Raw genomic sequence first — 16,380 nt, forward strand, 5'->3', positions numbered from 1 at the left:
ACTCTGATTTTATCGAAATTCTTTTGAAACATCCATTTGTCGATATTTATATCTTCATTTTTATTTCTATTTTCAACTAAAAATCATATAATATTTTGATACAATTGACTTTTTAATTCAAGGTATGAATATTTTGTAGGAGAAAAAATGCAACAAATAGATGTGAACTCAGATGAGTTTCAAGCTGAATTGGAAAAGACTTGGAAATTTGTTGAAAAAGTAAATAAACAGTTTGGCTTTGTTCAAAATCCGGATAGTGAGATAAACGATGGTGTTGCAATGGGGCTTGCTAGAAATAAGCTTATATATGGTAAGCGATACTGCCCTTGTTTTATGGTTATAGGTGAAACACCAGAAGAGAGAAAAGCAGCAGATAACCGCATCTGTCCTTGTAAACCTGCATTAGAAAAAGAGATTCCTGAACAAGGTTACTGCCACTGTGGTATCTTCTGTACTCCAGAGTATGCACAAAAACATGCAAAAGAGGATGCTGCAGAAGAAGCTGCACATCTTCACTCAAGAGGATTAAGCAAAGAAGAGGCTCAATTACTTCTTGAAAAAGATCAATTAGATGGTGACGAGCTTGAAGCATTAATCGAAGCAAGAGATCTGGGAATGGTTAAATTTGAACTAATTGATGTTCGGGAGCAGATGGAATTTCAGATGGGTCATATTAAAGGAACTGATGAGTTATGGCCAACTTCTCAATTTTATGATTGGTTTGAAAAGATTCAAAATAAAAAAGATGATTATATGATTCTTTATTGCCATACAGGAAGCAGAAGTTATCAAGTTCAACATATAATGAAAGCTCAAGGCTTTAAACATATTGGCAACCTTATGCATGGTATTGTCTCATATAATGGAGAAATTGTAAGATAAATTATTATCTGTCTATGCATAGTTTCATTAATTTATGACTCTATGCATAGAAATAGCTCTAAATTAAAATTACTACTCTACATAAATCCAAAAACTTTCATATCTTGAAATATTATTTTCAACCCTAGGTAAAGAATCACCTATTAAGTTATCAATTTCACTGTTTGATGTATATACAAACCACTGATTGTTTTTATACAAATACAGTATTTTCAGTACTTTATTTTGAGAATTAATTAAAGTATCTATTTGTTCTGGTGTTTTGTCTTCATTTACTCCAACCAAGTACCATCCTGAAGTATATAATGTTGCAAAATCATCTGGATCATTTTGTAATTCATCTAAAGAAAAAAGTATGGTTGTTGATGTAGTAGTTTTTACTACAAACCCCTCTTTAGAATTTAAGTCTTCAAATCTGTCTATTTTTACAGAATTACTGATCTCATTTGTATTATCCCAAAGAGCCCATCTATTCCCAAGATATTTAAAAATATACTTTATACTTGGTTTACCAAAAGTAGTATTTAAATCTTGTGAATGCAAAGATGCTTTTACAGGTAAAGATATAAAGTTCCAGCCTTCATTTAATGCAACAGACAAATTTCCTTCTGTTACAACAATATTTAAACTCTTTTTTATAGTATAACCACTATCAGTAATTACAGTACACTTAACTTCATAATTTCCAGGATTCTTGTAAACGTGTAAAACATAAGAGTCTCCATCTACACTTGTCCCATCTCCAAGTTCCCAATATATTGACTCTACGGAGCCAAAAAGGGGATTTAAGTAATAACTAAGATTTATATCTAAAGGGGCCGTACCAACTGTTTTATTAGATATAATATCAAGAGCATTAACTACTTGCAAATTGAAAGATTGTGTATCTGATGCTCCTTCTTCATCAAAAAGAGTCAACGTAATAGTTGTGTTACCTTCCATATCAGGTTTAGATGATACTTGTATATATATTGGACTGTTATAATCAGCTTGAGTAAGCCATTGTGTATTCCAAGTTTTATTTATATCTACTAATGATGTATTGCTTGACTCTATACTCAAATTCAGATCATCTCCTTCAATATCATTTAAATCAAGTGATATATTAAAGTCATCAAAATTTACTGGTTTTAGTATATCATCAATTAAAGATATAGAAGGAGCATCATTTTGTTCCTGAATATAAACAGTATAAATTACAGTATCTGTTATTCCATTTACATCAACTTTTAGTGTTAGAGTAATAGTTCCTGATTGGTTGGGCTTTGGAGTGACAATAAGTACACCATCTTCAATAACTACATCTACAATCGATGGATCTGAAACAGTTACTTCAAAATTACTGTCATCTAAAGGTTGTTCTACTCCTTCAACAATCAAAGGAATTTCAAAGCTGGTAGAATCTTCTACTATTGTAGTTTCATTACTCTCTAAATGCCAAATAGGAATTGATATCCAGTTAGAAGAATTTAAATCAATAGTAAATAAATTATTAGTGCTATTTATAACAGTTTTAAAGTCATTTGAACCATTATTTTCACTATATAGTTTACCATCACTAAAATTGTACCAGTAACTTAATGTTTGATTCTCTTCTAAGTCGATCCTTATACTAAAATTATTATCAGGATTATATACTGGAGCTGAAATATTCATATCTCCATCATAAATATTATTTATCAAATTTGGATCTATTGAAAAGTTTTCATAATTGCCATCAACTCCAACAATCTGTATATTAGTTATATTATGTTCACTTAAATTAATATTTAAAAGACTTAGATTTATATATATTGGGTCTACAAATACTGTAATAAATTGTAAACTTTCATTATTTTCACCTTGTAATAAAATTGTTGTCTCTCCTACTGATTTATTTGTTGGTGAAACTTTCAAAGTTGTATTTGAATAAATAAGAGTTGCAATAGCAGTTTCTGGGTCTAGAGAAATAGTATTATCATAACTTCCAGAATATTTAGGAAGCGTAATGTTGGCACTGTTATCTGCATTAATATGGATATTTTCTATTTTTGGCCATAAAGTAGAATTAATGACTTGATTTAAAATATCATCTCTTGCTGCTGCATTTAGCATAATCTCCATCTCTGTATCACCAACACTTTTATATATACTTCTATATACAAAACCACCATCATGTGAAGATAGAGCAAAAGCATTTTCATCAAAAATATAACCTTCTACATTTGGCATTAAGACTATGATATCTGGGGAATTAGCATAGGTTAGATTGTCATCTTCATTATATCTGTATGTTTTGTCCGATAATCTTATCCAACTTCCGGCATTTGAATTTATTATATTTCCATATATATCTTTTTCCATCAATATGCCTGAAGTATTATTTTCAAATACAAGATATTTTGAGCTGTTTAATTCATTAAAATATATAGCCATTTTACCTGAACTGTTTCTATCATTTATAAATGTATCTATAGAGGTATAATTGTTATTATCATAATCTTTTTCTAATCCAATAAGTACAAAATCATCTTTCAATATTTTTTTAACTGTCAGATATCCTTTTGCATCATTTGAAAAATTAAAATCTATATAATTTTCACTATATACACTTTGTAAAAGTTCAGACTCTAATATATTGACTAATTTAACTTCCATAATAGAGTATGTATCACTTTCATTTGATTCATAAACTGTAACAACATTTTGCTCATCTATATTAAAAGATAAATTATTATGATACACAGGACCAGTTATTGAGGTATTGGTAAAGTTATATTTTATCTCTCTTATTATCTCATCTTCTAAAGCAACTTTTCCTGTATCTATATCATAATACCCATTTTCATCTATATAGCCGTCAATCCAATATAAATTTAAAGGCAACTGGTAAAAGATTGATTGATTATCATCATACTCTTGCAAAGATATTCTTTTTCTAATATTGTACAGGTGAACTTTATTCACATTTTCAAAACTATACCAATTATTACTATCTAAATTTAGAAAAAGAGTATTATTTGTTGCATCTATTTTAGTAGTAAAATTAGTATCGTCTTTATTTATATAAAGTTTAAAATCACTAAAATTAAGCCAATATTGGGAACTGTCATTTAGATCGAAACGAATAGAGTAATTGTGGTCATAAGGAATATTATCTTTTAAAATTATAGTATTACTGTCACTTATAGAACCAGATAAAAGTATTTGCGAACCATTTTCATCTACAAGATAAATAGAAGTAATATTGCGCTCAATATTGGTAAGATCAAGCCTTAAATCAAAATGTTTTGCATACTTTAATGCTCTATTGTAGTAATCATAATAACTTATATAAACTTCATCATCTTTATTAAATGTCACATAACTTTCAAAAAACTGTTTTACTCCATTTGCACCTGGCTCTATATTTTCGACACTCCATTCTCCTTGCCTATTACTTGCATACAACAGTTCATTACCTTCCATGTATGTAATATGTACTTTTGCATTAGAATCAACATTTATGGACTCTATATATAGGTCTGAATTGGAGGTAAGATTTACTATCTCTTTAGTCCAGTTGCCATCTTTATTTGTAAGATATATAACTTCATATTCATTTATATCAGGATTTGCCACATATACAATATGAACAGATTGATTTTTATCAACAGTAATAACAGGCTCATAATATGTAGTATAACCTGTATTTTCTTTTACAATCGAACCATTTTTATCTGTTGCATACCATATTTGATCTTCAATTAAATATACAATATGAAACTTTTTCTCATCATCAATGTCGAGATTACCGGCATATAGATTTGAATTATGATCTATTACAGTTTGTACAAAATCTCCAGATAAATTGCTCTCTAAAGTAAGATTCATTTCATTAATGTTTGAATCATATAGGTCTAAAAGCATATATACATTAGAATTTTTATCTATATTGATATTTCTAACATTAGAATTTTCAATACCAGTTTTAATAATCTGTTTATCCAAACTATTATTGCCAACTGAGGCATAAGTTAAATTACCATCAAATGTTAAATAGACAATATGGCTTATATTATTTTCATCTATACGAATATTACTTATTGGCTTTAATCCTGATTTAACTGTATCTATATTCCGATCTACTGTTGTCTCATTTGCCTCATTTTCTGAAATAAGTTTCAATGAGGTTGAAAGACTTGAATAGATATCATAGTTATCTAGATATGCTATATGGTATTTTCCATAGTTATCAACTGTAATAGTGCTGTATCTACCAATATCTTTACCACTATCTACTGTTTGCTGCACCCAACTATCCGAAACATTACTAATATATTTAAGATTATTTTGTGAAAGATAAGTAAGATGAACTTTATTGTTGTTATCTGTAATCAATGAGGTGTAAATATTGTAATCACTACTCCCTTCATACATTACATCAAAAATTTGTCCATAATCTATATTCTCATCAAGAGTATTGATGCTCCAGTCAGTACCATTAAAATCAGCAAGTTTCAATGCTCCGCTGTTAGTGTGATAATTATATAAATAACTGATGTAAATCGTATCATTTTTATCTATTGCAATTGAAGTATAACTCTTTTTTTCTAAAGTAGCCGTCGAAACAGTATCTATTTGCCAATCGCTATCTTTTTTTGCATGTCTTATATAGTAATAACCATTTTCATCACTGCTTGCATAACTTATATGTACTATATTTTTGCTGTCAACTGCTATTGAGGAATATTCACCAACTATTGCATTGGCAGTTGAGTCAACTGTCTCACTTTGCCAACTTCCTCCTGAATTTGTTGCATAACGCAATACTACATCACCACCTACTATACCATCATAGCTTATGTGTATACTATCATTTGCATCAACAACTATAGATGAAAAAGTATTGGCATTTTCATCTATATTAGTTATATCCCAGCTACCGGAACTATTTGTTGCATATGATAAATTACCATCAATAATAAAGCTTATATGAGCAGTACCATCTGCTTCAACAGCTATAGAGGTATCTACAGCATAAATATACTCTTTCGAATACACAAAATCGGATGTCCAAATACCACCATTATTAGTAGCAAATTTAATACTGTTATTTATAGCATCAAAATAACTTACATAGAGTTTATCATTAGAATCTATTGCTATAGAAGCCTTACTTCCAACAGAAAGATTATCATCAATTATTTCATAATGCCAAGTTATGCCGTCAAAAAAAGCATGATAAAGCTTATCACCACCATAAACTATATGTGTTGTATTATTGCTATCAACGGTTACAGATCGTTGAGATGGTAGTTTTATAAATTTTGGATTATATGCAAAGTCAATTTTCCAATTGTTTAAAATATAAGTGCTTTGACTTGCTACTGCATCTTGTAAGATAAAACTGATAAAAAATAGAAAAATAGAAAATATTTTTTTCATTGTTTAGTTCCTCCAAAAACCCCTATTGCTGAACCATTAGATATACTATCTAATTGAAAACTACCTCCAATACTTTCAACATTTGGACCATAAAAACCTCCATTAATATTTCCACTAATTCCTTCAACATCACTATCACTACTTGAAGCTATACTATTACTTTCAAAATAGTAAGGAGTTACTAAACCATCTGTAATCTCAAATTTCCAGGTTGGTTCATCAGCAGCTTGAAATTGCATTACACCTGAAAGTGTCTGAGCACCAAAATCTATACTCATATCAAATGTTCCTGTTGCAATTTTACCGTTTGTAATAGCGGCTACATCACCTGAATAACTAGCTGTAATATGATCTGTAATATATCCTTCAACTGCTTCTGCCGGCGAAACTGTACCATTAACCCAAGTATCTACAGGATTATTTTCATTATCCATCCAGTATCCAAATGACATATAGTCATCACTATATAATGTTTCTTCTAAACCACTATCTTCAATAGTATCTATATCCACAGTTGTTTCACCATTTGAAGGATTAGGAATATCTACTTCAACTGTTGTACTTTGCGATGGATCATAAACTTCTGTATTAGGTGGACTTGATATGCTTCCTGCTTCAGCATCTGTTCCTGCTGTCTCACTATCTGTAGGATTCGGTATATTCTCTGATACAGTTTCTATTTCATTATTCACTGTATTTATAATATCATTTGAGTTTTGTGTATTAACAGTATCTTCTGTAATTTCTACAATGGTATCTATATTTTCAGCTATTCTTACTATATCTGTATCTGTTACAATTACTGCATCAGAGATTTGATTTGAATGTTGTTCTATTGCAATATCAAGATTTTGATTATCAGTAGTTTTATTCTCTGTATCAGCTACTAGCTTTTCATCATTGGAAACATCTTGATTACTACTAGTTGTCTCATTGCTTTGCTCAGTTTTAAAAGTTTCATCTTTCTGCTCTTTTTCTGTAGAAGTTTTTTTTATTTCTTTATTTTTTTTATCTTCTTTTGCTTTCTTTTTACTAAATTCATCAATATCTCCAGCTACAAAGTCTCTTGGAGGTGTAGGAGAAGAGTTTGGTTTTACTTCTGTTATCTTTCCAGCCTCAACATAAACACTTTTACCATTAAAATTAGACATAACACTTATAGCTCCCTGAGTACAAGCTATTTTATCACCTTTAATAGGGGATGCTTCAATAATAATTTCTGTACCTCTAATACCTATAGTTGCATTCTTCGTTTTTAACTTAAACTTTTTAGGTGCTATTTTTCCTATTTTTCCTGTAATTGTTCTAAACAAACCTTTTGTCATACCAAATGATACTTTTGATTTTTTAGAATCCTCAAAAAGATACTCTTTTATTGAAAATTTACTATTTCTTCCAATAGTTACAACTGTTTTATCATTAAATATCAACTGTACTTTACTATTTTCTTTAGTTATAACAATATCTTTATCTTCTATAGAACTACCAGTATTGGCTATGATTTTTTTTCCAGACCTTTGAATATAAGCTTCTCCTTTAACAGCAGCAACCACTCCAACCTTAGCAACTAAACTATATGCTGAAATCATAAAAATAATAAATGCAATCAATAACTTTTTCATAGCTAAAACTCTTTAATAATATTTATATTTGCATAACTTTTTTTATATGCAGAAGATGGATGATTTGAATAATTTTTTATATGTCCTATACTACCCTGAAATATAAATCCTTTACTCATTTTTTTAGTAAAACTGATTGAAAAATTGTAGTACCTGTCTTTTCTTTTTGTTCCATAAAGAGAATCTATATCTTTGTATTTAATATCTCTATACAATAGTTTTAGACCAAAACTTTTATCTTCAGTAAATTTATATACAGTACCTAACCCAAGAGCAATTGCATCTAAATCAATATTTGTTAAAACACTATCAATTTTTCTCTCTTGTTGGTAACTAATTGTTGGATTAATAAAAAACTTATTACTTAACTTTTTTTGTATCGATAAAAATATTTCATAAAAATTTGCATCTCTCTCCTTATTTAATAAACTTTCAGGTATTTTTCTTTGAAATTTTAATGAAATTTTGTACATAAAAGTTTTTGACAACATATATTGTAAAGATGGAGAGAAGTAAAAAGTATGTAGATATGGATTAGAACCATAAAACATTCTTTCATAGCCAATAGCTAAATCTACTAAATATTTATTTTTCCTATAAGAAATAGCAGGAGAGTAACTATAAAAAAATATATTTTTATCTGAATATTTCTCCATTGTTTTCAAAAAAAACAAAAAGTTATTTTTTAAAGCAAAACCTCCAGGATTACCAATATCATACAGATGATTTAATATGAGTATCTCTTGATGAGCATAATCACTGTCATATGTAACAGTATTGTCAAGATTTATCTGTAATTTTGGAATATAATATTGTTCATCAACAGGAGAGTTGTTTACATTGGAGTCATAAGATATTCCGACAACTGCTATTGCTTTTAAAAAAGATTTTTTTCTAGATTTTTCAATTGCTTTCAAATATTTTTTTACATTTAGTTTTACCTGTACAGGAATGTTCTCTTTTAATATTTCTTCAAAAAGATTTTTTGATTTATCTAGTTTTTTAGTTTCAAAATATATCTTTGCAATTTCTAACTTTGCTCTAATATTAGTAGGTTCAAGCATTAAAACTCTCTCAAATGCACTAATAGCCTCTTCAAATTTTCCTAGTTTATATGCACTTCTTCCAAGATAGTATTGCCATTTAATATTTTTTAAATTATTTAATAAATATCTATTTAATACCTCATAAGACTTTTCATATTTACCATTTTTATAGTAGTAAATTGCTCTCTTTAATTTTTGGTCTTCTTTTTTATTTATATTTGAATAATTTTTTAAATTACTTCTACTACTGTGTAATTCTGTACTATTATTTCCTGCATTAAGAATAGAATAAAAAAGAAGTAAAATAAAAATCTTTTTCACACTTTTTACCTTAAATATAAAATGCAACTTTTTTCATTTTACTTTAGAGTAGATTATGGTAAACTTAATTTACTTAATAGAAAAAAATTATATTATAAAGTAAATTTTTGTTTAAAATAACTGGAGTTAAAAGCTAATGATACTATGAATAAAAAAAAATTATACATCATATCTACTTCCATAATAGTTACACTTTCAATAATATTCGGATATTTATATCATTATGAATTACTTAATCCTTTTGATAAAAAAATAGTAGATCTAATGTTCAAAATTAGAGGCTATCAAATACCTAGTAAAGATATTGTCATCATAGATATTGATGAAAAAAGTTTGAATGAACTAGGACAATGGCCCTGGTCTCGCAATAAAGTTGCAAAAATTTTATACAATCTTAAAAATGCTGGAGCCGGAATAATAGGTCTTGACATCGTTTTTTCAGAACAAGACAACAGTTCTCCTAAAAAAATTTTAACAGAGCTTGGAATAGAATATCAAAATGCTCCCGATTATGATGAAATACTTGCAAAAGCAGTTTCTGAAACACCAACTATTCTTGGATATATATTTGATTTTGAAAATGACAGTAATCTAGAAGGGAGTTCTCCTGAAATTCCTGTTATTTTTATAGAAAAAAATCGTCCAAAAGAGTTAGATTTTATAATTAAAGCAAAACGTGCAATACTAAATATTCCAATTATTCAAAACAACGCTTATTCTAGTGGTTTTTTCAATACAATTCCAGATAACGATGGTATTGTTCGTACAGTCCCACTTATAGTACGTTACGATGACTCTATTTATCCATCTTTGTCATTAGAAATTGTGCGAGCTATAATTGGAGTTAATAAAGTTTATATTAATTATACTTCATCCGGTGTCACATCTGTACAAATGAATGATTTAATCATACCAACCGATCGTTTTGGAAGATTGCTTGTTAATTTTAAAGGACCAGCTAAAAGTTATACTTATCTTTCTGCCTCAGATATATATAACAATAAATTTAACTATGATCTTATTAATGGAAAAATTGTATTAATTGGAACTTCAGCATCAGGATTACTAGATCTTCGAGCTACTCCATATGATAGTACATTTCCAGGAATTGAAATTCACGCAAATACCATTGACAACTTAATAAATCAAACATTTATCACTATACCTGACTGGATAGAAGTTGCTGATATTTTAGTAATGATTACAATATGCTTAATATCTGTAATTATATTCTCAATAACACCTCCATTTTTATTAACACTATTTATACCTCTTATTTTTGGAGGTTTTTTTATATTTTTATATAAAATGCTTTTTGAATATCATATTTTACTTAATACTATATTTCCATTACTTCTTTTAATATCACTATTTTCTATTTCAACAATAATTAATTATTTTTATGAAATACGTATTAAAGAGATTATAAAAGACAAATTTGCAAAAAAAGTTTCTCCTCAAGTTGTAGAGGAGTTACTTAACAGTCCTGAATCTGATGCATTTGATATAAAAGAGAAGGAAATTACAATATTTTTTAGTGATATTAGATCTTTTACTTCAATTTCAGAACAGATAGGAAACCCTAAACGTCTTATTGAATTACTTAACAGATATATGACACCAATGGTAGATATTATTATAAACAATAAAGGAACAATTGATAAATTTATTGGTGATGCAATTATGGCTTACTGGAATGCACCACAAAATTTAGATAATCACCAAGATGCAGCTGTAACATCTGCTCTTGAACAGCTGCAAATGCTTGAAAACCTTAATAATTCATTTAAAACTGAAGGACTGCCTGTTATAAACATAGGAATTGGAATTCATACAGGATTAGCAACAGTTGGGGAAATGGGTTCACAAGGACGGAACGATTATACTGTAATTGGTGATAATGTAAACCTTGCTTCAAGACTTGAGGGATTAAATAAATATTATGGAACTCAACTTATCATTTCACACTTTACAAAAGACAAACTTCATAAAACATATATTACACGCGAACTAGATACCGTGTTAGTAAAAGGGAAAAAACATCCAGTTACTATATACGAAGTTCTTGGATTTGGAACTCCAGATGAGAAGTTGAAAAAAGAATTAAACTTATATGAAAAAGCCTTATCTAAATATAAAAATAGAGATTTTACTGATGCAAAATATTTTTTTGAAATAATCTATAAAAATTCTCCAAAAACTCTTTATAAAATATATATTGAACGTTGCAACAACTTTATTAAACATCCTAATAAATTTAATGCAATTTATGAATTTACTACCAAGTAAGTGAAACTTCATCAATCTGTTCAGGATGTAAATGTTTTTTAGCATATTCAAGATAAATTTTTTTTTCATAAAAAAACTTTACCATATCATAATCTAACTCATTATCTTTTGCCATAAAATAGAGAATTTTCATTGCTTCAGAAAGTTTTTTTGGTGTCTTATATGGACGATCCGGTGCAGTCAATGCTTCAAATATATCTGCAATAGCTAAAATTCTTGCTTCAAATGGAATTTCATCACCCTTTAATCCATTAGGATACCCTTTTCCATTTAGTTTTTCATGGTGAGCACCTGCAATTTCTGGAATACGGCTATATTTTTTAGGAAACGAAAGCCTTTTTAAAATCTTTTGTGTTTCAATAACATGATCCATAATTTTTTTTCTCTCTTGGTCAGTTAATGTACCTTTTCTGACACTAAGAGCTTCATATTCATCTTGTTCAATAAGTTTATTTAATTTGCCATCAATTTCTACAAATATTTCATCATATATCTTTTTAAGTCTTTCAACTTTTTCATCACTAAAAAACTCACTCCCTCTATTTGACTCTTCTAAAAAATTCGTAATTTCATCTAAAATTTTATTATCAGAGTATTTGCTATTAATATACTCTTTCTTATATGTTTTGCCAATATCTCTTTTTAATATTTCTATTTTTAATTTTATGCAATTAATTCGATCATAAATACTTTCAAGCTTTGTCTGTTTGTTTATTAAAAAATCAGGTGTTGATATTTTGCCAATATCATGCATTAATGCTGAAAGATAGATCTGTTGCAACTCTTCATCATTAAAATATATATCTTTATATATGCCACTATTATCTGAGACTATTGCTTTTGCAAGCATCATAGTAATTTCAACCATACGGCGAATATGGTCACCTGTAAATGGTGATTTTTCATCTAATGTAGTAGCAAGAGAGTTTAGAAAAGATATTAACATATGCTCTAAATCATATATTAAAAGCTGATTGCGCATTAAAAGTGCTGCTTGTGAAGCCAATGATTTAGTAATATTCTCATCATCTTTACTAAAAGGAACTATATCTCCAAGATTATTTTGTCTATTAATAAGTTGAAGTACTCCTATTACTTCACCTTCATGATTTTTCATAGGTATAACAAGCATAGATTTTGATCTATATCCTGTCATTTGATCAAACTTTTTTGTACCACTGAAGTTATAACGCTTATCATTATATACATCTGCTATATTTATAACCTTGCCAGTTAAAGCAGATGCAGCAGCAACCATTTCCCAATTTTTGTCTCCATTTTCATGGTATAAAGGAACAAGAGGCCAATCTGGTTTATCTTCTGAATTTAATCCTTTATTTATTTGCAAAGTTTCATTTTGAATTATTTGAAATTCAAGATTTTTATGCTCTTGATCCATAATATAAAGAGTCCCGCCATCAGCATTTGTAAACTCTCTTGCTGCATACACAATCATATTAAAAAGTCTGTTTTTATCAGTTTGTGCTGTCAACATTGTTCCAATATGCATTAAACGAGCAAAATTTTCATCAGAATTTTCAAATTTATCTATATTTTTATGTAGTCCGCTTTCATAGTCTATGAAATCACCATCATCAATTACTGTTACACCTATTTGTGAAAGTTTTATAGACTTTTCTATGTTTTGTAAAATCTCCTGTTTATGTGATGGTTTTATATGATTTATATATATATTTATATCTTTTCGTTTTAGATTAGAAAGTTGTTTTTCCAATATTGAAGGAGTAAGATGACAACTTACTTTTGCTAAAGACTCATATCCATTAGGAAATGATACTTCAAAAATAGCAGCAGTAATATTACTATTTCTATTTATCTCTTCTGTAATTGAAGGACAAAGATAAGTATCAGATGAAAATAGTATTGAGTTTTTGCCATTATCTATAATATATCCACAACTTCCTTCCATATGATGGTTTTTTATTGGTATTAATGATAAATCCCTTATTTTAAAACGCTGACCATACGATAATGGTACTAAAGTTACAACAGGTTCTCCCCTGTCATTAATAGCTATTTTTGTATAATCAGTCCAAATTTCATTACAAAAAATATGATTTTTTATATTTGAAAGAGTCTTTTCAATCCCATAAATATAAAATGTTTTATCTCTTTTATCAAAAATACTATCTATTAGATATGGAATATCATTTATATGATCAAGATGTGAATGAGTTAAAAATAGATGATTGATCTCAGTAAAGTCATATTTATAACCTTTAATTATATTACCTGCATCTATTAAAATATCTTGAGCAACCTGAATACAAGTAGTAAAACACTCTTTTGTCTTACCACCATATGATCCTAAAAATTTAATTCCTTCCATTAGAAGCCTTTTTTAACTCTGGTTCTGGCTTACCAAAATAGTACCCTTGAAATTGTTCTATTCCAATATCTTTAGCAGCTTTAAAAACCTCTTCACTACTTACAAATTCAGCTACAGTTCCAACTCCAAGAGCTTTAGAAAACTGAACTATTGATTTTACAATTTGATATGATTTTTCATCATTAGGAAGATTTCTGATCAATGATCCGTCTATCTTTATAAAATCAGGTTGAAGTGTTGCAAGATATGAGAAGTTTGAATAACCTGTTCCAAAATCATCAATCGCTATCTTTGCACCTAAACTCCTTATTGTCTCAACAAAACGCTGAGCTTCTTCATAACCATCCATACTTTCACTCTCAAGTAGTTCAAAAATAATTCTCTCAGGTTCAGGAAATCTTTTCACTTCCTCATAAATCATGTTCATAGTATCTCTATTAAGCAAATCTATAATACTCAAATTTATTGATACTGCATAAGGTAATGATTTAAATTGCTCAAAACTTTTTTGAACTACTACTCTTGTTAAAGAGTGGTAATATTTTGATCTTTTAACCACATCTAAAAAGAGCCCAGGAGGTACTATATTGCCACTCATATCGATCATTCTAACCAATGATTCATATTTGATTATATTACCATCTTTATCAACAATAGGCTGATAATATGGAACAATATGATCTGACAATATAGCTATTCTAACTGCTTTAAGCATCTCAATATTTTGCTTCTCTTCAGCTCTTTGTTGTGGTTTTTTATCATAAACATAAACATCAATATGCCTATTTTCTGCTTCGTGTACAGCTATATCTGCTTCTTCAAGCAAAAATTCATTAGATGTACTAACACCCACATGAACTTCAATATTTATATCAAAGTCTAACTCTTCAAAAATAAATGTACCCTCTTCTATATCTATAACTATATTTTTCAAACATTCAACAAACTCATCAAGAGTCCTATCTTTAAATCCAAGTAGAACAAACTCATCTGAACCACTTCTATATAATTTTAACTCCCCATTATACTCTTCAATCATTGCAGAAATTCGTTGAGAAAGTGCAAGTAAAATCTGATTTCCTACCTCAACTCCATAAGTATCATTTATTGATTTAAATCTGTAAATATCAATAAGTGCCAATTTACAATCAGGCATAGATTTAATATCTTTCTCTAATGCAACTCTATTTGGAATTTTTAATTCAGGATCCATTAATATTTGCGACTCAAGTTCACGCCTAACCTCTTCTAACTCTTTTGTTCTGGAAGCAACAGCCTCTTTTAACTGTGTATAATAACTACGCAACATTTTTCCAAGTTCAATAAGATCATTTTTAATTAATGAAATTTCATCATCTCCCTTTTCGGGTTTTATTTTGTCAACAATATCAAATTGTTTATGCCTAAAAGCTTCACTCAATTTATATACTGAATCTATTCTTGACTTTAAACGTCTTGCAATAATATACATTACTAAACCAAAAAGCAAAATCACGGCTAAAACTATAGAGCCATGCATCAGCATTCCAGTTAAAAAGTTTTTATTATATTCTGAAATAGGATGAAGTACTCCTACTTTTCCTATCTCCTCACCTCTAAAACCTATAAGTGACTGAAGTGTAAGCAAATACTCTTCATCCTTAAAATCAATTGTCTGTACTCTTTTTGAAAAATCAATTTTTTCTATTATTGTGTTATTTACACCTTTTGTTTTTGCACCCAAAAGCCAATCATTCCAAGATTTTCCCAAATTAGCATAATATTTGTATGCATTAGGTGAAAGATAACGTAATGCCTCTAACCTATAAGTTAAAAAAACAGGAACTTGTACTAACTTTCCTAAAAAATCAGGGAGCCACTCTAACTTTGCACCAAGAGAAAGCCCTCCAAGTATTGTTCCATTTTTATCAAAAATAGGATATGTAGAACGTACCCCTGCATAAGATTTGCATACCATTAAGTGGTCACTTGGCTTAAATGAACTAGTAACCCAAACAATATCACCACGCACATTTTTTACATTTATAGGCTTAATTGAACTATTTGAAAAATTATAAAAGTTTTCTGCAGGAGGTTTAAAAAAGTGAATTTCATAAAGTAGTTTTTTACTATATGCAAGTTTCCAAAAACTACTTAAATGTTTTTCTATAATTTCAGGCTTATTATAAAGATAAGCATCGATTACCTCTTTATCATTTGCAATCATCATTGACAAAAGATGCAACTGCTCCTTTTTTAACCTTAGTAGTAAATTCAAATCACTAGAATCAGTTTTTAAAAAAGTTTGTTTATATTTTTCTAACCCACTATAATAGTTTGTTATCTCAGCAAGAAAATATAAAACTACTATAAATAGCGTAGTCAATATAACAAAGCGGAAAGAAATTTTCATTTATTGTAGTCCATCATAAAAAATTGTAAAATAGAGCATTACTTATTTTAAACTTATATTTTAACATTTCCT

Annotated in this window: 7 protein-coding genes; 2 read left to right on the forward strand and 5 right to left on the reverse strand. The window is 28.5% G+C overall.

The genetic code is table 11. The features are described 5' to 3' along the window. Window positions 1-147 precede the first annotated feature (147 nt). Complete coding sequence (locus tag BM227_RS05845) at window positions 148-882, forward strand: ferredoxin-thioredoxin reductase catalytic domain-containing protein (RefSeq protein WP_092912076.1); 735 nt, start codon at window positions 148-150, stop codon at window positions 880-882. A 72-nt stretch (window positions 883-954) separates the two neighbouring features. Here the strand turns inward: BM227_RS05845 and BM227_RS05850 are convergent, their stop codons facing one another. From BM227_RS05850 to BM227_RS05860, 3 genes are read right to left on the reverse strand one after another with little or no spacing between them, the layout of a single operon-like run. After that, window positions 955-6,288 (reverse strand): PKD domain-containing protein, encoded by a 5,334-nt coding sequence (locus BM227_RS05850; RefSeq protein WP_092912078.1) that lies wholly within the window; start codon window positions 6,286-6,288, stop codon window positions 955-957. Next, on the reverse strand, window positions 6,285-7,910 hold the full coding sequence (locus BM227_RS05855) for a FecR family protein (RefSeq protein ID WP_092912079.1): 1,626 nt from the start codon (window positions 7,908-7,910) through the stop codon (window positions 6,285-6,287). Before BM227_RS05855 ends, BM227_RS05850 begins: the two co-directional genes overlap by 4 nt. A gap of 2 nt (window positions 7,911-7,912) precedes the next feature. After that, on the reverse strand, window positions 7,913-9,277 hold the full coding sequence (locus BM227_RS05860) for a porin family protein (RefSeq protein WP_177202001.1): 1,365 nt from the start codon (window positions 9,275-9,277) through the stop codon (window positions 7,913-7,915). A gap of 144 nt (window positions 9,278-9,421) precedes the next feature. Between BM227_RS05860 and BM227_RS05865 the strand changes: the two genes are divergently transcribed. Then, entirely contained in the window at window positions 9,422-11,566 is a 2,145-nt protein-coding gene (locus BM227_RS05865; RefSeq protein ID WP_092912082.1) for a CHASE2 domain-containing protein, read from the forward strand. On the opposite strand, the gene BM227_RS05870 is transcribed toward BM227_RS05865, so the two are convergent. Both BM227_RS05870 and BM227_RS05875 read right to left on the reverse strand, forming a co-directional pair. Next, window positions 11,556-13,916: an HD domain-containing phosphohydrolase gene (locus BM227_RS05870; RefSeq protein WP_092912084.1), complete on the reverse strand. Its 2,361-nt coding sequence runs from the start codon at window positions 13,914-13,916 to the stop codon at window positions 11,556-11,558. The genes BM227_RS05865 and BM227_RS05870 overlap by 11 nt on opposite strands. After that, on the reverse strand, window positions 13,903-16,308 hold the full coding sequence (locus BM227_RS05875; RefSeq protein ID WP_092912085.1) for an EAL domain-containing protein: 2,406 nt from the start codon (window positions 16,306-16,308) through the stop codon (window positions 13,903-13,905). Before BM227_RS05875 ends, BM227_RS05870 begins: the two co-directional genes overlap by 14 nt. Window positions 16,309-16,380 lie beyond the last annotated feature (72 nt).

This window comes from Hydrogenimonas thermophila, assembly GCF_900115615.1.
GTDB classification, from domain to species: Bacteria; Campylobacterota; Campylobacteria; order Campylobacterales; family Hydrogenimonadaceae; genus Hydrogenimonas; species Hydrogenimonas thermophila.